The sequence below is a fragment of the Shewanella sp. 30m-14 genome (assembly GCF_052977125.1).
Window position 1 is genome coordinate 128,261 of sequence record NZ_JBRILW010000006.1, and the last position, 18,695, is coordinate 146,955.

An 18,695-nucleotide genomic window follows, 5' to 3' on the forward strand; every position below is an offset into this window, starting at 1 on the left:
AAAACCTAAAAGACATTAAAAAACGGATTGCTATTGTCGTTTTTTTGCGCAGGGAAACTGTGATCTCAAGTGGCTTACTCGGATTTATCGGTGCAGTTTTATAGCGACTTGTGAGCCAGATCGCTTAAAATCTGTTCAGGCTAAACCTGTCATATTCAAATAGGACGTTAATTGATAGCTTATCAATAAGCGGCAAAGGTAAAATAGCGGACTCACTTTTGCTCGATAGCTAATATGGGCTTTCGGTGTAACGGCTTGAAGTCGCAATTTGAGGCTAGCTTTTCGGTCTTAGGCCGATGGCGTTCATTGAGCACAATTGTTTTAGAATGCAATAGCACTTGTAAGTGCAAGTCGCCACCTACGAGAAATTGTTTGCTATGTTTAATGCTCTGGCTTGTTTCAACACTGAGAAGCCTGCAGCACTGTAATATTTATGTTTTAAATCAAGGAATACCGACGTGTCATTTTCATCTCTGCCTTTAAGTGAAAAACTGCTTAGTGTGATAGCACAAAAAGGTTACCTGCAGCCAACAGCCATCCAGGCTGAGGCTATTCCTGCTATTTTGGCTGGCCATGACATAATGGCAAGTGCCCAGACTGGGACCGGAAAAACCGCGGCGTTTACCTTGCCTTTACTGCAGCGCTTAATCGATAAAGCCTCCAGCGAGGAACAGAGTATAGTCAAACAGGCCTCGGTGCTGGTATTGGCGCCAACTCGTGAACTTGCGGTGCAGGTTAATACCAACGTTAGTCAGTATGCGGTTAATACCGATATTACTAGCATGGTGATATATGGCGGTGTGAGTATTGATGCCCAGGCGACAAAACTTGCAGCAGGTGTAGATGTTATTGTCGCGACTCCCGGGCGATTACTGGATCATGTGCGCCGTGGGACACTCAATTTATCCGGTATCGAATACTTGGTATTTGATGAAGCTGATCGCATGTTAGACATGGGATTTATGGATGAAATTAATGCGATTTTAAAGCAACTGCCAGCTAAGCGTCAGACTCTATTATTTTCAGCCACTTTTAGCTCGGCCATTTTTGACTTGAGTAAAAAGTTACTCCAAAAGCCGATTAGAATAGAGGTCGATAAAGCCAATAGTGCCGCAAGTAGTATCGAGCAAGTGGTTTTCGCTGTTGATAGTGAACGTAAAACAGAGCTTTTGTGCCATCTGATTAATAAGAACGCGTGGCAACAGGTGCTGATCTTTAGCCGTAAAAAGCAAACGGCTGACCTTATCGCGCAAAAAATGATAGCGGCAGGGATCGAGGCTAAGGCGTTTCATGGTGACTTAGGCCAAGGCGCCCGCGAGCAAGTACTTAATGACTTTAAACAAGGTAAGGTTAAAGCGCTAGTGGCAACCGATGTGGCAGCCCGTGGCTTAGATATTGTCGAGTTAAAGGTCGTCGTAAACTATGAGATCCCATTTGTAGCCGAAGACTATGTCCACCGTATTGGCCGTACCGGCCGTGCAGGCAATACAGGTAAAGCAATAACGCTCTACAGTGAAGATGACGCCTTGCTGCTAGAAGAGGTGGAGTCTGTATTAGATAAACGCTTGCCGCAGCAATGGTTAGAAGGGTTTGAGCCCGACTTAACTAAGCTTGAGCCTATTACGCGCAAGAACAGTAAAGCCGCTCAGCGCCAAAGAGCAAAGAAGCGTGCGTTAGGCGCTAATAAACGTCGCCGATAAGCAGTCGTGCTATTTGGCATGAATGAGTAACACTAACAATTAAGTCTTTAGTGTTACTTTTTACCTTTTAGCGCCCTCGACCTGAAAAGCCTTCATATGAATCGCGATTGGCATATTTTTTGTTGATACGAATCAAAAATCTTCTTTGTGAACTATTTCCCCGTTGTTGATTGCTGTAAACTCCGCGCCAACAACGGCTGTGTTGGTAAAAGTAAATTTTACCAGGCATATTGCTTGCAGGTCACTTTGTGTAAATATTCGTTTTAATATACATAAGGTGGATCTCTCACCCGACATTTTTAGTCGGGGCTCTTCCTGCCATAGCCAAGTGGCCAATTGAACTCAATTGGTTAACCCTATTTAAGAGATCAAAAGGTATCACTACTATGAAGTCTGAACAGACTCTTGCAAGCTCTGCTACTCCTACCGATTCTGTTTTGGATCGCTATTTCAAAATATCAGCCCGTGGAAGCACATTAAGACGTGAAGTGATCGCGGGCTTAACGACGTTTCTTGCTATGGTGTATTCGGTGATTGTCGTACCGAATATGTTAGGTGCTGCGGGATTCGACACTGGTGCAGTATTTATCGCCACCTGTTTAATTGCGGCATTTGGTTCCTTGCTAATGGGCTTGTGGGCAAACCTGCCAATGGCTATCGGCTGCGCAATTTCACTGACGGCATTTACCGCCTTTAGCATGGTGCTTGGCCAGGGGATCTCAATCCCGGTCACGTTGGGCGCTATCTTCTTGATGGGTATCGTGTTCACTCTTGTGAGTGTCACAGGTGTTCGTCAGTGGGTACTGACTAATCTGCCTAAGGGCATTGCTCACGGTACAGGCATTGGTATCGGCTTATTCTTATTGCTGATTGCCACCAACAGCGTGCAATTGATTGTTGCCAACGATACAGGTTTACCTGTTGCGCTAGGTGATATCCATAGTCTCCCCGTTATCGCGACCATTATCGGTCTGGCAGCAACCATAGGCCTTGAGCGCCGCGGCATGCCGGGCGGTATTTTGTTGGTGATTATTGCACTGTCGGTATTTGGATTAGTATTCGACCCAAGTGTTAAGTATCAAGGGCTTTTTGCTTTTCCTGATCTGATGTCTGATGAGTCGCTTATCGGCCAGCTTGATATCATGGGCGCGTTAAATCCAGTCGTGTTACCGATTGTTCTGGCATTGGTGATGACCGCTATTTTTGATGCAACAGGTACCATTCGCGCCGTAGCTGGTCAAGCAGAGCTGCTGGATGACAAAGACAATATTATTGGTGGCGGTAAGGCGTTAACCTCTGATTCTGTAAGCAGTATCTTTGCAGGTGCCGTTGGCGGCGCTCCAGCTGCTGTTTATATCGAGTCTGCTGCGGGTACCGCAGCTGGCGGCAAGACGGGTTTAACGGCCACGATTGTAGGTGTGTTATTTCTGCTGATGATGTTTCTTGCACCATTAAGCTACTTAGTACCGGCATACGCCACAGCGCCAGCGCTAATGTATGTGGGACTATTGATGTTAAGTAACGTGACTAAGCTTGATTTTAACGACAAAGTCGATGCTATGGCCGGATTAACCTGTGCGGTATTTATCATTCTTAGTTGTAACATTGTGACAGGTATTATGCTGGGTTTTGTGACCTTAGTTATTGGCCGACTATGTAGTGGTGAATGGCGTCAAATAAAGCCGGGCGTACTGGCTATTACCGTTGGTTTAGTGGCATTTTATATGGGCGGCTGGGCTATCTAGCTTAAACGAAATAGAGTTAACCTCCATATTAACTGACGTCAAAAAGCCAGTCCTTGTTGACTGGCTTTTTTGTCTCTTGTTAGCCCCACAGAGTTAAATTAGTGGGTTAAGTTCACAGGCTAAATTAGTCGCTAAGTTAAGACTCATTTTATCTCATCGCCAAGTTGTAACTCTGGTCGGTGGCAATCCAAGTAGCGACTACGTTTCTTAGCGGTAAGTTTGTGAGTGTCAACTAACACTAAGCCATCGATACAATCACCAAATTCGACATCAATGCCAAAATCGAGAAACGTTACCCCACCTTGAGTGCACAGCTCACCATATTGTTTAAAAAGTGTTGGAATGGCGCTGTCCATGCTTGCCATTGTTAGCTTTAGTTGTTTAAAGCCCTCTGTGTAGTCTAAATGAGAGTAGCCTTGTTCAAGCTCTATTTCGCGGTTTACACCAAAAGTAAATGGGCTGTAGGAGTGAGCGAGTGCTTGCTCGCAGGCAAACTGGGTTTTATAAAAATGGATCAGACGCTCTTTGGCGCGCTCCGGAATTTGATCGCTCAAGGAGACCGGTCCAAATAGATAGCGGTATTGTGGATTACGAACTAAAAATGCGCCAATGCCAAACCATAGGTAATCTAAGCTACGCTTACCCCAATATTTAGGCTGCACAAAACTGCGACCAAGCTCTAATCCTTGCTCAAAGTAGGGCGCGAAATTATCGTGATAATTAAATAGAGACTGACTGTATAGGGCATCTTCCCCTTGCAGTTGATGCACCTCTTTAGCGCCGGCAAAACGATAGGAACCTACGATTTCGAGTACACTCGGATCCCACAAGACTAAGTGCTGATAATAGGCATCGTATTTGTCGGTATCACGGCGCTTACCACTGCCTTCGCCAACGGCACGAAAGGCGATTTCTCTAAGGCGGCCAATTTCACGCATAATTGGACTGCTTTGTTTATGTTGATACAGATAGATTTTTTTATTGTCTTGAGTTTCACCGAGCAGCTCACATTGATGTAATGCCGCCACCAGTTCTGCACGTGGTTCAGGATGGGCGATGGCATTTTGAGTGCTAAACAAAGGGCTACGGTTTTTGCCTATGCGATAGAGGTGGTTTTTCAGCAGTTTCACTTTGGTTTTTAACGGAAAGTCGGTGCTGTTTACGACTTCTTTGGGGATTAGCTCGCCGATACGAATGGGCATGGTTTTCTTAGCTTGCTTAAACATCTCTTTGATCAAGAGTAAGCTTGCTAACGGTTTGTAGATCATTGATGCACCGTAAAAAACAGCCGAATTTTTAGCGTCAGCATACATGGGCAATAATGGCGCTTGGCAAGCTTTGGCTATTTTAACAAAGCCTGAATGCCAGTGAAGATCCACTACACCACGGGGGCGTAAGCGTGACACTTCACCTGAGGGGAAAATTAATACCGCTCCCTCATTTTTAAGGTGTTGATGGATATTATCTAGATGTAGCTTTGGGGTTCCGCCCGTCATATTGCGTACTGGAAGCAGTATCGAATGCATGGGTTCGAGTGCCATTAATAACTCGTTGGCAACCACTTTAATATCGGGTCTGACCTTGCTGATGAGCTTTATCATGGCAAGGGCATCGAGGGATCCAATAGGGTGGTTGGCATAAATCACTACGCGACCTTCATGGGGGATATTTTCAATCTCGCTGTTTGGTACAGAGTAATTAAAGTTAAAGCTGGCAAGTACTTGCTCAACAAAGTCCACCCCTTTTAAATAAGAAAACTGTGTAGCGATAGCGTTACACTCTTTTTCGTTTAATAGGTAGCGCAGCATGGCTTTAGTCGGTGTTGATAACCAGGGGGTTTTATTAATTTTTGGCAGCTTTTGTTCTACTACATTGTCGACGGTAAATATCATGAGTTCACCTAAATTGAGTTCACTTGATTAACTTCGCTTAACTGGCTTAAGCAACACGCTGCTGGGTAGCGGCTTTCTGGTTATCGTCAAAAGAGTAAGACTGGATCAGTTCAGCCTCTGCAGTGGTTTCATTCCATTTCAGTAGTTGAATGTCGCCTTGTAGAGATTCAGCTATTAAGGTGCAGTTCTCCACCCAATCACCATCATTGGCGTAAAGGATCTGCTGGTTGATGCACAGGGCAGGTTGGTGAATATGACCACAAATAACACCATCGACACGCTTGCGTTTAGCGTAGCGCACAACTGCAGCCTGATAGTCGTTAATGGCTTGCTGGGCTTTATTGATACGTAGCTTGACGTAACTGGCTAAGGACCAGTATGGGTAGCCAAACCACGTGCGCAGCTTGTGTAGCCCACGGTTTAGAAGCAGTAAGAGGTCATATAGGTGATCGCCCAGCTTTGCGTAAGCGCGGCCTATGCAAACTTCTGAGTCAAACTGATCGCCGTGCAGCATAAGCAACTTTCGGCCAGTAACTCCGGTGTGGATATATTCGGCCGCAATGGATAAATCCCAAAGGTGAAAACCATTATATGGCTTTAATACTTCATCGTGGTTACCTGGAATATAAACAATGTTGACCCCATCTCTAGCCATTTTCAGCAGTTGTTGCAGCACGAGATTATGGGATTCAGGCCAATAAACCCGTCGCTTCAATGCCCAAATATCAAAGATATCGCCAACAAGGTATAAAGACTCAGTCTGCATGTGTTTAAGTAACTGTAAAAGGTACTCAGCTTTACAGTCTTTGCTGCCTAAGTGCACATCAGATAACCATACGGCATTGAAACTCGGCTGAGTCGTTACGGGGGGGATCGGGCTGATTGATGAGGTGGAGGTTAAGCGTGTTTTTTCTCTGGGCTTATTGCTCATTGGCTTGCCATGTAAACGATGACTTGTAGTTAGACTAGAACGGCTTATTGACTGGTTGATGAACGATTTGTGGCGAATTTATGACAAGAATTGGCTACGGTGTAAAGCACAAAAAAGGAGCGATAATTCGCTCCTTTTTTACTTAATGTCGTGAGAGTTAGAAAATAAGGTGAGCCACACCTGCAATAACAGGTAGCGTCACTAATGTTCTAAGAATGAACACGACAAACAACTCAAGGAAGTTGACCGGAATTTTACTACCAATCAATAATGCACCCACTTCACTCATGTAGATAAGCTGAGTCACAGACAAGGTTGCGATAATAAAGCGCGTCATATCTGATTCAATAGAACTGGCTAAAATTGCAGGGATAAACATATCTGCAAAGCCAACCATAATCGTCTTTGACGCGGCTGTTGCTTCAGGAACTTGTAATAGCTCAAGCAGTGGAATGAAAGGCATTCCTAAGTATTCAAAAATTGGGGTGAATTCGGCAATCATTAAGGCGATAGTACCAATGCCCATTACCACAGGGATCACGCCAAAAATCATATCAACGACGTTCTTCACGCCATCAATCAAAGTGTGCTTAACACCGCCAGCTTGAGACGCTTTATTAAGTGCCTGATGCAAACCCCAAGTAAATACGTTATAGCCTTCAGGGATCATTTCATCATCAGAGTGACGAGGCGTCTCATCAATATAGATGTCTTTCTTCCAAGAAAGTGGTGGCAGTTTAGGTACCACTATCGCGGCAACAAAACCGGCAAGACACACCGTGAGGTAGAAAGGGACGAACAAATGCTCCAATTGAACCTGAGAGATCACAACGAGAGAGAAGGTGATTGAAACCGCTGAGAAAGTGGTACCAATCACAGCCGCTTCTCTTTGGGTATAGAAGCGAGCCTCATATTGCTTGGTGGTCATCAAGATCCCGACGCTACCGTCGCCTAACCATGACGCCAGACAGTCGATAGCACTACGACCTGGTAGGTTAAAGATAGGGCGCATAACCTTGGTTAACATGGTGCCCAATAACTCAAGAAGACCAAAGTTCAGAAGTAGTGGCAGCAACATACCTGCAAATAAGAATACTGAAAACAGCACAGGTAATAGGTCATTTAGAACCAGCGCCCCGGTTCCGCCTGAGCGTATGGCCTCAGGGCCAACACCAAAGAAGGTTAGCGTGATAAAGATTGCGCCAAGTAAACGCACCACTAACCAGATAGGGCTGACGTTAAATAACGAGTTAAGAAAACGATGTTTAACAATAAATTGTGGCTGAAACACTTTGGTCAGAAGCGAAGCAATCGCTGTGAAGATAACCACAAATGTCACCATTGCGACGATTACACCGCTCAATAGATTCTGTAATCCTTTCGAGATGATCGCGATAGGGATCGTGAGGGCATCTTGATAACTGATTGGCATCATAAACAGCAATAGACCAATCAAAGATGGCACGATAAATGTGAGTATTGTTTTAATATTGTGGGTTTGTTTTTCTGACACTTTAATTAACACCCTAAATAACGAGATTTTGCTTAATGACAATAAACAGACGTCTATGCATAAACAGATAAGTTATTGAATATCCATTCAACTGTTAGTTGGCGAGCGAACCGCCATAAAATATCTTAATAACACCATTCTATTATTATGTAGTGTAATTCACTACGGGCGAATAGTTATTAGCTCAATATGATTATTTATATTGTATCGGAAGTTTGCAAAAAAGCACAAAACTTTTTTGCGGTTAACTCTTTTTAAAACAAATGTTTGCAAATGATGCGCAGATGTTAATTTGTCGTGTGCTGTTTTCGCCGTCACGTTTATTTTGTGACGGCAAAATGGGCTTTTGCAGAAGGTTTAACTAAATGTTTTTCTCAAAGATTTTGCTTTTTCTGCATTGAACTTTAACTCTTTAACAGAGGCCTCAACTAGATTAACCGCGCATAGGTTTTCACTCGATGCCTGGCTAATTTGAGTGATATTTTGGTTAATCTCACCAACAACTAAGGTTTGTTGCTCGGCCGCAACCGCATTTTGTACCGCTAAAGCTTGAATTTCTTTCATTGATTGATAGATGGTATCGATTTTATTAGCAGATTTTTCGGCATCTTCGCTGCATAATAATGCTTTAGATTTACTGTTATCCATCTGCTTTGACCATTCGGTTAGCATGGAAAACATTTTATCGACGCTTTTCGATATGCTGGTCGTTGATTGCTGAGTGCGACTCGATAGCGCTCTGACTTCATCGGCAACCACTGCAAACCCTCGACCTTGATCTCCGGCGCGGGCGGCTTCGATTGCCGCATTAAGTGCGAGCAAGTTAGTTTGTTCTGCAATGGAGTCAATTTCAGACATCGCACTGGCAACGCGTTCAGCTTCTTTATTTAATAGGTGGGCATTTTCTGCTGCTTGAGTAACAGAGTTTGAAAGGTGATTAATGCTGACGGCATTTTGCTGCATCATTTCGCGGCTATCGTGACAAACTTGATAGGTTTGCTGAATGCTTTCAGAAGTTGATTGGGTATTTTTAGCGACTTCGCTAATTGTCGATCCCATCTCTTCGGTGGCACTGGCAATAAGTTCTATCTGCTGGTTCTCAAGATTTAGACCTACATGGGTTTGCTGTGCCGCAGCTATTAGCTGGCTCGCAATATCTTCAATATGCTCGGCATTGTCTTGTGAACGACCAAGCACGCCTTGTAGCTTGGCATCTTTCATCATAAGTTGAAAATCGAGTAAAGATGAAGTGTCACGACCACAATAGATAAAGCGGCTGATAGAGTCGTACTCTTGTTTCATCTTCATTAATCTTGCAGGTACTTTAAACGCCTCGTCATAAAAAATGGCCAGGTTGACGGCCATTAAGACGATGCCTGCAATGATGACCGCCCAGCCCCATATTGCACCGGCAATCAATAGCCCTGTACTTGCACAGATTGCTGAGAGCAATCTCTTATTGGCTAAGCTGATGGGGTCATCGACACGTTTACCTTGATTGAGACGCTGGTAGATTTCTGTGGCTTTATTGGTGAGTTGGGGGCTTGCCGCCATGCGAACCGATTGATAGCCGATGAGCTGACCTTTTTCAAATAAGGGCGAAACAAATGCATCGACCCAATAGTATCGACCATCTTTACAGCGGTTTTTAACCACGCCGCGCCAGGATATACCCGCTTCTAATTTCCCCCACATCTCTTTAAATGCTGCTTTGGGCATGTCTGGATGACGAACCATATTATGATTGTTGCCGATAAGCTCTGTTTCACTAAAGCCTGACACTTCAATAAACCTTTGGTTTACGTAGGTGATAACACCGCGTCTATCAGTGGTCGATATGAGTTGATCTGTCGGGGTTAACTTAACTTCCTGATTAATAAGGCTTACCTGTTTTCTTGTCATTATTATTCCGAGTGACAGCAAAAAGCATCGCAATTCCACAGCAATGCATTAACACAATGTTGTAGGGTATCTCATTAATACACTTGTTTAAATTGTCGGATGTAATTTTTTGTATATCTTTTTGAATAACAAGTTTGTTGACTGATTTAAGCTAACTTTTTGGGTTTAAAATCTTTTTATCCTATGATTTTTGGATTGTTTTTAGCAAAGAGCTTGATATTCTGTTTCACAGGCTATAAAAATAACAAATGCGTTACATTCCTGTGTCATAAATGTTTATTAAAACTCTGAGCTAGACCTCGTTACAGTAAACCAATTCGATATACATTAATAAACGTTAATAAAGAGGTTAATTAGGTAACTATGCTCGTTAATAAATACAATAAAGTGTCAAGGTTAGCGTTTAGGTTTGGCATGCTGGGTATTTTTGGCCAAGTACTAGGCCTAGTGCTATCTATTGTGATGTTCGAGCACTTTGACGGTCAGGGATATAGCTTTTTAAACCACACATTGAGTGAGCTAGGCAGTTATGGACACTCTCGCTATGCCGTTATCGTCAATGGTGGGCTGTTTTTTGGCGGCCTGTGTGTAGTGCTATTTTGCTTACTGAGCCTGCAACTTGGCGACTCAGTTTGGCGTTACCCTTTTTTCATTAGTCTTGGGCTGACCTATTTAGCCTTTGCTGCGACAGGTCTTTTTCCGATTAATGTCTACCACCTACATATTATCGCGATCAAATACTTCTTTATTTTTGGCTGCTGTAGTCTGGTGTCTTACATCGGTTTTCAATTGATGGCGAAAGAGGCTAGATTCTCTATTTTGACCCAGATAAGTGCATTGGTTGCATTTGTGTCTATGAGTGCATTTCTGTTACTGCCTCTACTTAGCTTGGATTTAACAGAAGGTGATGGCGCATTTTATAATGAGATGCTACTCGCTCCCTTTCGCCCTGAAATGTGGTGGCCCGCCGTCGTGCAATGGATTGGCGTAGCCACCTTCTTAACCTGGAGTGCCTTGGTGATTAAGGATCTGAAAAAAACCTTTCATTAGCACAATGGGGTTAACTCATTTTCAAATTGTTGCTTATAGCGCTGGAACTTGGCTAAATCCGGCTGATTGATGCCAATAGCCGTTACAAGATGAGTCCTTATCCGCTATTGGTTGCAGCAAGATATTTTCTGCGATTTCTATGCTCTTTAGACTATGTGGCGATACTCTAAAATAGTCGACTCCCATCTGTTTCATCTGCTCAACTTCATTGGATAGATCAATTAAGCTTGCTGATTGGGTTTGAATACCGTTAAGCCGAAGCAGAGGTTGATCATCCATGGTTTGTGCGAGTAACCCTTTAGAGTGGGACAAACACACGATTTGGCAATCATCTTTTTGCAGTCCCAACTGGCGAGCGGTAAAGCATCGTGCAGAGTGAGCCAGTGGCAAATAGCCATGACCAAAGACTTCCACTTCAAAAGGGATAGGCTTTTCCGTTTCGATAACGTTGGTTAACCACTCTTTAGACAGTTCAATCGGCATCACAAAGCGTTGCATGCCCCATTGATGCAGTTTCTTTAGCGTTGCAAAGTTATAGTTGTTGACGGTTGGACCACAAACAAAGGGTAAGTTACGCTCTTTGGCTGCTTGCACCGCTCCCATGTCATTGGCTTCGATAATAAACTCACCATTATCGACATGTTTTTGTAGCTCGGTATATTCAGATGGCGCCTCGAGCAGCGCAAGCGTTGAAAGTACCACTTGTTTGCCAGACTCTCTGAGCATTTGAGCTAATGCTAAATAATCTGCAAACTTAAGCTGTCGACGGCGACTACATACGGTTTCGCCTAAATAAATTAAAGGGATATTACTTTGTGCAACCTGCTGATAAAAAGCATTAACTTTTTCTTTTTCCCAGCAATATTGCAGTGGTCCGAGTGACGTTTTCATCATTAATCCTTATTGCCAGTTACGCTCATAAGCGCCAAGAGTAGTGGTTTGTCCCTCAGATACTTTTGCTAGCGCCTGATCCCAAGACTGCTGCGTTTGGTACTTTTCAGGTGCAGACATATAGCTGTCGATAGCTGCACGCCACACCTTAGTGACTTGCTCAACATAAGCTGGGCTACGCTGGCGTCCCTCAATTTTAAGCGATACCACATTGGCTTTAGCCAGCTCTGGCAGCAAGCTTAAAGTGTTAAGGCTGGTGGGCGATTCAAGAATATGACTTGGCTTACTGTTTTCAGCTGTGGTGTAACGGCCCTTACAAACAACCGGATAGCCCATCTGCTCATCTAAACCTGATTTATCGATTAATACATCGTTTAGCAATGTCAGCCGATCACTGCCAGACTCCTGCCAACGTACGTGCTTAGCGGGTGAACATGAGCCGCCAGTGTTGGGCGATTGTCCCGTGACGTAAGAAGATAGGTGGCAACGGCCTTCGGCCATAATGCACAGGCTGCCAAAGGCGAACACTTCTAAATCGACGGGTGTCACTTTGGCAAGATCGCGTACTTGCTTCATTGAAAGCACTCGCGGCAATACCGCACGTTCAATATTAAACTCTTCTTTATACAGCTTCAGTGCACCTAAATTAGTTGCACTAGCTTGTACCGATAGATGCAAAGGAAGGTGAGGGTAGCGACTGTGTGCATAATCGAGTAACGATAAATCAGCCATGATTAACGCATCGACACCGGTGTCAGCAGCAAGATCAATCGCTTGATACCAGCGACTTTCTTCACCAGGCTTGGGAAAGGTATTGATGGTTAAAAATATCTTTTTGCCACATTTCTTAGTGTATTCGGCGGCTTGCTGTAACTTCTTAGGTGTAAAGTTCAATCCGGCAAACGAGCGCGCATTGGTGTCGTCTTTCAGGCCCAGGTAGACCGCATCTGCACCTGAGTTTAGGGCGGTTTTCAGTGAAGCGAGATTTCCCGCGGGGCACAGCAGTTCCATGTAGTTGCTCCAAAAATAATGAAACAGGAGTTTAAAAGGGAATGAAGATCAAATTTTTGATGTAAAACAGGTTTGTGATCATAAAATCTAGGTAATATTCCTTTCTTTGCCACATTTTGGATACATTTTTACATGCAAGGTTTTCTTCCTCATAAGTTAGCGCAACAAATACTCGAAATTGGGCCTAAAGTTATTGCTCGCCCATTAGCCATTGTGCCGTTTGCGATGAAGGCTGAGCTACTAAAACGCATCTTAGGTTTATTACTTTCAGAGCAAGCTGAAGACGATGAATTGAGCTTTTTAGCGGGCCGTTGGGTTGCGATTAATATTGAAGATTTAGGGTTAACTTTCGAAGTGACGTTTGATGAATGTTGGCATGTACGACCGCAACAAGATGCTGAAGTGACGTTTACTGGTCAATCTAAAGAGCTGTTATTAATCGCGGCGGCTAAGGAAGATCCAGATACACTGTTTTTCCAACGTAAGCTTTGCATTGAAGGCGATACCGAGCTTGGGCTCGAGGTGAAAAACTTACTGTTAAGTGTTGAGTTTGATGCTATGCCTGCTGCCATTAGAGTGACAATTGAAAAGTTGGCGCAGGCGCTACAAACTTTACAGGCCAAAGCACAGCCGAGCTTTGCATAAATGACTCACTTTTTAGCGCTCATTCGTTAGCGCTCATTCGTTAGCGCTATTTGTTAGGGCTCTTTGTTTGAACTTATTCATTTAAAACTGTTTAAGTTTATTTGTTTGAGGCGATTTATTAGAGCCGATAAACCAAGCTCTGGGTTAGATGTGAGTTAAGCGTTCGAGTTTTGGCTTAAGGATTTAGAAACTATTTCGATCAGCAGATTAGAGAGCGGCATAGATAACGTCATAGATAAGCATGTGGGTTAAACATTTAGATTAACCCACATCATCTCAAGCAAAAGATTAAGCCTCTAAGCTAAAGTCGGCGTTGACCTCAAAGGTTAAGCGCTCCTTAGTCACAGGATGATTAAGTACCAACCTTTGGGCATGGAGGTGTAATCGATTCGCTTTGCAGCCATAAAGGTCATCGCCAATGATGGGCAGATGTAAGCCATCATGGTGGGCACAATGCACCCGCAGCTGGTGTGTCCGTCCCGTGTGAGGGTACAGATATAGCATGGTGTGTTTCGCGCTGCGAGATTTTACCTGCCATAGGGTGTGGGCATGCTTACCATGCTCATAGCACACCAATTGGCGCGGTCTGTCATCGAGATCTACCCTAAGAGGCAGGCTAATCTCCCCTTGATCACCTTGTACTTGGCCTGCTACCTGTGCCACGTAACGTTTCTCAACTGTTCGTGCAATAAACTGCTGCGCCAGAGACTTATTGGCGTCACGGGTTAGCGCGATGACCATAAGGCCCGAAGTGGACATATCTAAGCGGTGCACAATCAGCGGACCTGTCGCCTGAGGAAACATCGATTTCATGCGAGCATAAACAGAGTCAGTCACATTCTTACCCGGTACTGATAGAAACTCGGCAGGTTTATTAACCACTGCCATCGCTTCATCTTGGTATAAAATCTCGATAGATTTGCCTTCGGCAGGATTGGTGAGTAAAGGATTGGCATCCATCTCAATGCCTGCAAGCATGTGGCTTAAAATGGGTTGGCACTTTCCCTGACAAGAACCATAAAAGTTTTTATGCTGCTTGATCTCAGACTTTGGTGATGCTCCCCACCAAAATTCCGCCATTGCCAATGGTGTATAGCCTTGACTAAAGGCAAATTGCAGCAGTTTAGGCGCAGCGCACTCACCAGCACCCGCTGGCGGTTGCTGCGTAGGGCTATCTTTAAAGATCTGGTTGAGATCTTTAAGCTCGCCAGCTTGATTTAAAAATTGATACTGGGCAAAGATCTGTTGTTGTAAACGGTTAGACTGCTGGGCGCGCGTCGCTTTTATTTGAGTTATTTCATCAAGCAGACTATTGAGTTGGCTTGAAACTTCATGGCATCGACTATCCCAGTCCTGTTTTACCGCCTTAAGCTTAAATTTCTCGGCGACACTCTCTTTACCTAACTCAATATTAAGCTCGTTAAGTACAGCTTGATTCTGCTCTTTTTCAGCGCAAGCACGGCGTAATTTGCGCACTTTGCGATTTTCAATAATTTGCGCTCGTATAGCCTCTAACTCGCCCTCAGCCTGAAGGCGTAATGTGGCTAATTCAGTGGTTAATATTGAAATATTAGGGTTACTTTCAGCGACTTTGAGCTGCTCAGTTAACAGGTTAAGTGCTTGCATCCCGGCATGAAAAAAGCTTTCTTCGGCCAACATATCAAAAACCGGTGGTACAAAGCCATTGAGTAAGTTTTGCTCGGCTAATTTTCCAGAAAACGCGGCTAAATAACCAAGCTCCCCGCTTTTATTACGAACGAGTAATACTCCAAACATCTTGCCAATAGCTTCGGTTTTATCATCGCCTAAACCATTATTTGAATGATTGTCTAAACTATTGTCTGAGCCATTCTCAAAACTATTATCTAAACCAAAGTTATGCTGCCAGTCTGTTTGCGAACTTAAATAGGTTTGCAACTCTTTCGCGGCCAACAAACACAGTGGGTGTGGCTGGTAGTAAAAGGGAAAGGTAAAACGTTTTGGCAGCTCATAGCTATCGATAGGTGATTTGAAAGCGGTAAAGCATTGCTGAGCTGAGTACATGGGCATTTAACAACTTTTGGCAAGGATAAACGAGCGCTAAACTCAATTAGGTTAACTTGAATCAACCTAATTTAACTTAAGTTAAATTGAGCTAGCACGGTAATGAGTGAGGCGAGATTTTACGCTGTCATCTCAATGAAGTCATTAGTCGGCGGACGTTTTTACGTGATACTTAATTGACTCGCCCAAAAACAAAAATGGAGCCATTAGGCTCCATTGTTAATCAGTAACACTAGGCTTATTCGACAGGCTTACCTGTGATGATGTGGTATTTAATTAATAGCTCATCATCTGATTCTTTGTGGTCTGGGTCAACAGCAATACAGTCGATAGGGCAAACCGAGATACAGGTTGGCTTGTCATAATGACCGACGCATTCGGTGCAAAGTACAGGGTCAATCTCATAGATCTCTTCACCCATAGTAATCGCCTGATTTGGACATTCTGGCTCACACATGTCACAGTTGATACAGCTGTCGTCGATTAATAATGCCATCTAATTAATATACCTTATAAAAATCATTCATAATAAGCGCTTACGTACATTCCTTATGAGGGTAATTGCTTTTCTTTTTCCCGGTTAACAGCGGATTATTTACGTTGATTTCACTATGTAAGTGACACAAATAGCAACACAAACTTAAGCCTAGTTTGGGTGATATCTAGTGTGTCATTAGTGAAATTTTTTACCGAATATTACCGAAAAAAGAATGGAAAAAGTCTCTTGAGGTCAAGTATATCACAGGGTGTGGACAAACCTAGCTTATCTGATTACAAGATGGCACTCGTGAAGTGGGCAAGCTAAATGGAAAGCTAAATTAAACAGCTAGATTAAACAGCTAGATTAAATAGCTAAATGAAAAAGCCATCAGCCCAGATATGCTGGTTCACACATCTAACGCATACATATCGCTTTTTCATTTAGCTTACACTCATAAAGCGTGTGTTACGGCAAAAAACACTGCTAGATCCAATAACAAGATAGCAGTGCTCATAGAAGCGCTAAGGACGAAAAACCTTCATCCTTAGCTGTTCAACTAAGGTGCCTAAGATGACCTAGCACCTTATGGCGTAACCACGTTAAACCAGAAATTGAAATCATCTAGCATAGCGAGAAACGCTTTAAACTGCTGTTTGTCCCCAGTGATCTTCACATCGCCGTTTTTAATCGCCTCATCAAAGCTGAGTTCTTTCAGTTGAATACTGTTCATCGTTTTCATTGACATCTCTAGAGCCACATCGGGGTTATCGACTTGATTTTTACTATGATGCAGCACTGCATTTTCTAATGTCAGCGTGTACTTGCTGTTAAGGTCGGTAAAATCAATATTGATATTGAGTAACTTACCTTCAGCTTTGCTTGAATCAAGCCTTATCGCTAAGAAGTCAAACAGCATTTCTGGTGTCATCGCTCTAATGGTATCAGGCGTTGCAGTTTGCGTACCTCCAGCTGATGGTACGCCGTTTCTCAGCTCATAAGCACCTTGTAAATACACTGAGCGCCAAGGGCCTGATTCAGCTTGGTAGCCAAGCTGCTCAAAAGCATCGGCTAACAGCTCTTTAGCTGCTTGATTGTCAGGATTAGCAAATACTGCATGCTTCATCACTTCTGCGACCCAGCGATACTCTCCTTGATCAAATGAAACCTGTGCTTTCTTGAGCACCGCGGCCTCACCACCCATAAACTCCATATACTTTTTTGCAACCATTTCTGGCGGTAGGTTATTGAGGTTCGAAGGGTTACCGTTATACCAGCCCATATACCTTTGATATACCGCGCGACTGTTATGGCGTAAGGTGCCGTAATATCCGCGCGTTGGCCAATTTTGCTCAAGCTCCGCAGGGAGCGTTATCATTTCGGAGATCTCTTCACCTGTATAGCCTTGGTTCATTAGGCGAACAGATTGGTCATGGGTAAATTTGTAGATATCACGCTGCTTTTTAAAGTATGGAATGATATTTTCACTATCCCATACTGGCCAGTGGTGACTTTGAAACTTCACTTTAGCCTGGTTCCCCCAGGTATCAATGGTTTCGTCCAGAAAGCTTGACCAGATCAATGCATCTCGCACCTGAGCGCCACGTAGGGTTAGGATATTGTGCATGGTGTTAGTGGAATTCTCAGCCATCCATAGTGCTTTCATGTCTGGGAACCAGGTATTCATCTCGGCTGGTGCTTCACTACCTGGAGTGAGCTGAAACTCCATGTTAACGCCATCAATGTTGAGCTTTTCACCGGTTTTTGTGATCTCATGACTTGGCAGTAATAGGCCCGCAAGCCCTGTTGACACCGTCATTCCTAGGCCACCATTGACACCTCCTTTAGCATTACGAGGCAGTAAGGCACCGTACATATATACTGCGCGCCGCCCCATAGCGTTACCTGCAATCACATTCTCTGAAACTGCATGTTCGGTAAAGTGCTCGGGCGCAATAATTTGTACCTTGCCTGAGGCAACATCTTCTGCCGTTGCAATCCCGGTTGCGCCGCCATAGTGATCGATATGACTATGGCTATAGACGATAGCAACAACGGGGCGCTCACCTAGTTGTTCATTGATAAAATCAAGCGCGGCTTTGGCTGTCTCGGGTGAGATGAGAGGGTCGAAGACTATCCAACCTGTTTTGCCTTTAATAAAAGTGATATTGGTTAGATCGAACCCGCGAATTTGGTAAATATTGTCAGTGACTTCAAATAAACCATGTTGCATTACAAGTTGAGAATTACGCCATAAACTAGGGTTCACAGTATCAGGGGATTCTTTATCGATACTGATATAGTTTTTATATTGTTCTAGATCCCAGACGATGTTGCCCTGTGCATCTTTAATGGTGACCGTGTCGGGTTTGGCGATAAACCCACGCTGCGCATTGATAAAATCTTGTTTGTCACTGAAGGGCAGTGCCTTAAGGACGGCAGCATTTTCTGTTTTGGTAAATTCGGTTGCGGGTTTTGATTGTGTCGCTGCGATACTCGAGTTAGATAGCACCAGAGAAAATGCGACCAGTAGGGGAAGCTTGGATCTATTCATTACAAATTCCTTTTATAACGGATAACGGAAAGCTATTTAAAAATGTGCACAAAGTATAATCAACTTAGCCGGAAGTGATTGAATTATCAATGGCTAATGTAGCTTAGTCTTCTCTATCGTGACTTTTTGGGAAAGGGATACATATTTGCAGTTTAATGGGGGGCGGTCTTTTTTATTCTGAAGTAAGCCAGAGCATTAATCTAAAGCATTAATAAAAATAGGATATTAATTTAGAGCATTAATCTAGGGTGTTACTCGCATGATGTGGACTCGGGGTGCTTGGCCTTGTGGCAATCTCCCTTGTAACACGCTTAAGCCCGCTCACCATCTATCTGTGAAC

13 protein-coding genes are annotated in these 18,695 nt (G+C 43.7%); 4 read left to right on the forward strand and 9 right to left on the reverse strand.

Annotation, left to right across the window (positions count from 1 at the left end; all coding sequences use genetic code 11):
- Nucleotides 1-458 precede the first annotated feature (458 nt).
- Together ACVBIU_RS06630 and ACVBIU_RS06635 are read left to right on the forward strand one after the other, a co-directional pair.
- Nucleotides 459-1,700 (forward strand): DEAD/DEAH box helicase, encoded by a 1,242-nt coding sequence (locus ACVBIU_RS06630; RefSeq protein ID WP_447163348.1) that lies wholly within the window; start codon nucleotides 459-461, stop codon nucleotides 1,698-1,700.
- Nucleotides 1,701-2,086: 386 nt separating this feature from the next.
- Nucleotides 2,087-3,445 carry an NCS2 family permease gene (locus ACVBIU_RS06635; protein WP_447160088.1) on the forward strand — a complete coding sequence of 453 codons (1,359 nt, stop codon included), beginning with the start codon at nucleotides 2,087-2,089 and terminating at the stop codon, nucleotides 3,443-3,445.
- A gap of 143 nt (nucleotides 3,446-3,588) precedes the next feature.
- On the opposite strand, the gene ACVBIU_RS06640 is transcribed toward ACVBIU_RS06635, so the two are convergent.
- The 4 genes from ACVBIU_RS06640 to ACVBIU_RS06655 all read right to left on the reverse strand — a co-directional run bounded on the left by ACVBIU_RS06640 (nucleotide 3,589) and on the right by ACVBIU_RS06655 (nucleotide 9,683).
- A complete protein-coding gene (locus ACVBIU_RS06640; RefSeq protein ID WP_447163349.1) occupies nucleotides 3,589-5,337 on the reverse strand; it encodes a GNAT family N-acyltransferase in 1,749 nt (582 codons plus the stop codon).
- 46 nt (nucleotides 5,338-5,383) lie between these two features.
- On the reverse strand, nucleotides 5,384-6,268 hold the full coding sequence (locus ACVBIU_RS06645; RefSeq protein ID WP_447163350.1) for a UDP-2,3-diacylglucosamine diphosphatase: 885 nt from the start codon (nucleotides 6,266-6,268) through the stop codon (nucleotides 5,384-5,386).
- Nucleotides 6,269-6,425: 157 nt separating this feature from the next.
- Nucleotides 6,426-7,781 (reverse strand): YjiH family protein, encoded by a 1,356-nt coding sequence (locus tag ACVBIU_RS06650; protein WP_447160085.1) that lies wholly within the window; start codon nucleotides 7,779-7,781, stop codon nucleotides 6,426-6,428.
- Between the two features lie 357 nt (nucleotides 7,782-8,138).
- A complete protein-coding gene (locus ACVBIU_RS06655; protein WP_447163351.1) occupies nucleotides 8,139-9,683 on the reverse strand; it encodes a methyl-accepting chemotaxis protein in 1,545 nt (514 codons plus the stop codon).
- A gap of 414 nt (nucleotides 9,684-10,097) precedes the next feature.
- On the opposite strand from ACVBIU_RS06655, the gene ACVBIU_RS06660 reads away from it, so the two are divergent.
- Complete coding sequence (locus tag ACVBIU_RS06660) at nucleotides 10,098-10,733, forward strand: DUF998 domain-containing protein (RefSeq protein WP_447160083.1); 636 nt, start codon at nucleotides 10,098-10,100, stop codon at nucleotides 10,731-10,733.
- 33 nt (nucleotides 10,734-10,766) lie between these two features.
- Here the strand turns inward: ACVBIU_RS06660 and ACVBIU_RS06665 are convergent, their stop codons facing one another.
- Nucleotides 10,767-11,624 (reverse strand): U32 family peptidase, encoded by an 858-nt coding sequence (locus tag ACVBIU_RS06665; RefSeq protein ID WP_447160082.1) that lies wholly within the window; start codon nucleotides 11,622-11,624, stop codon nucleotides 10,767-10,769.
- A 9-nt stretch (nucleotides 11,625-11,633) separates the two neighbouring features.
- Entirely contained in the window at nucleotides 11,634-12,635 is a 1,002-nt protein-coding gene (gene ubiU, locus ACVBIU_RS06670) for a ubiquinone anaerobic biosynthesis protein UbiU (RefSeq protein ID WP_447160081.1), read from the reverse strand.
- A gap of 132 nt (nucleotides 12,636-12,767) precedes the next feature.
- Here ubiU and ubiT point away from each other — a divergent pair, with 132 nt between their 5' ends.
- Nucleotides 12,768-13,280: a ubiquinone anaerobic biosynthesis accessory factor UbiT gene (ubiT, locus tag ACVBIU_RS06675; RefSeq protein WP_447160080.1), complete on the forward strand. Its 513-nt coding sequence runs from the start codon at nucleotides 12,768-12,770 to the stop codon at nucleotides 13,278-13,280.
- A gap of 288 nt (nucleotides 13,281-13,568) precedes the next feature.
- On the opposite strand, the gene ACVBIU_RS06680 is transcribed toward ubiT, so the two are convergent.
- The 3 genes from ACVBIU_RS06680 to ACVBIU_RS06690 all read right to left on the reverse strand — a co-directional run bounded on the left by ACVBIU_RS06680 (nucleotide 13,569) and on the right by ACVBIU_RS06690 (nucleotide 18,355).
- Nucleotides 13,569-15,323, reverse strand: coding sequence for a pseudouridine synthase (locus ACVBIU_RS06680; RefSeq protein ID WP_447163370.1), 1,755 nt, complete (start codon nucleotides 15,321-15,323; stop codon nucleotides 13,569-13,571).
- Between the two features lie 238 nt (nucleotides 15,324-15,561).
- Nucleotides 15,562-15,819 (reverse strand): YfhL family 4Fe-4S dicluster ferredoxin, encoded by a 258-nt coding sequence (locus ACVBIU_RS06685; protein WP_012156237.1) that lies wholly within the window; start codon nucleotides 15,817-15,819, stop codon nucleotides 15,562-15,564.
- Between the two features lie 568 nt (nucleotides 15,820-16,387).
- Entirely contained in the window at nucleotides 16,388-18,355 is a 1,968-nt protein-coding gene (locus tag ACVBIU_RS06690) for an alkyl/aryl-sulfatase (RefSeq protein WP_447160079.1), read from the reverse strand.
- Nucleotides 18,356-18,695: the final 340 nt, after the last annotated feature.

What these genes read in the sequence shown, in the direction of transcription:
- ACVBIU_RS06635 (WP_447160088.1), top strand. Translation starts at nt 2,087, where the DNA reads ATGAAGTCTGAACAGACTCTTGCAAGCTCTGCTACTCCTACCGATTCT.
- ACVBIU_RS06645 (WP_447163350.1), bottom strand. Translation starts at nt 6,268, where the DNA reads ATGAGCAATAAGCCCAGAGAAAAAACACGCTTAACCTCCACCTCATCA.
- ACVBIU_RS06685 (WP_012156237.1), bottom strand. Translation starts at nt 15,819, where the DNA reads ATGGCATTATTAATCGACGACAGCTGTATCAACTGTGACATGTGTGAG.
- ACVBIU_RS06680 (WP_447163370.1), bottom strand. Translation starts at nt 15,323, where the DNA reads ATGTACTCAGCTCAGCAATGCTTTACCGCTTTCAAATCACCTATCGAT.
- ACVBIU_RS06665 (WP_447160082.1), bottom strand. Translation starts at nt 11,624, where the DNA reads ATGAAAACGTCACTCGGACCACTGCAATATTGCTGGGAAAAAGAAAAA.
- ubiT (WP_447160080.1), top strand. Translation starts at nt 12,768, where the DNA reads ATGCAAGGTTTTCTTCCTCATAAGTTAGCGCAACAAATACTCGAAATT.
- ubiU (WP_447160081.1), bottom strand. Translation starts at nt 12,635, where the DNA reads ATGGAACTGCTGTGCCCCGCGGGAAATCTCGCTTCACTGAAAACCGCC.
- ACVBIU_RS06640 (WP_447163349.1), bottom strand. Translation starts at nt 5,337, where the DNA reads ATGATATTTACCGTCGACAATGTAGTAGAACAAAAGCTGCCAAAAATT.
- ACVBIU_RS06690 (WP_447160079.1), bottom strand. Translation starts at nt 18,355, where the DNA reads ATGAATAGATCCAAGCTTCCCCTACTGGTCGCATTTTCTCTGGTGCTA.
- ACVBIU_RS06655 (WP_447163351.1), bottom strand. Translation starts at nt 9,683, where the DNA reads ATGACAAGAAAACAGGTAAGCCTTATTAATCAGGAAGTTAAGTTAACC.
- ACVBIU_RS06660 (WP_447160083.1), top strand. Translation starts at nt 10,098, where the DNA reads ATGCTGGGTATTTTTGGCCAAGTACTAGGCCTAGTGCTATCTATTGTG.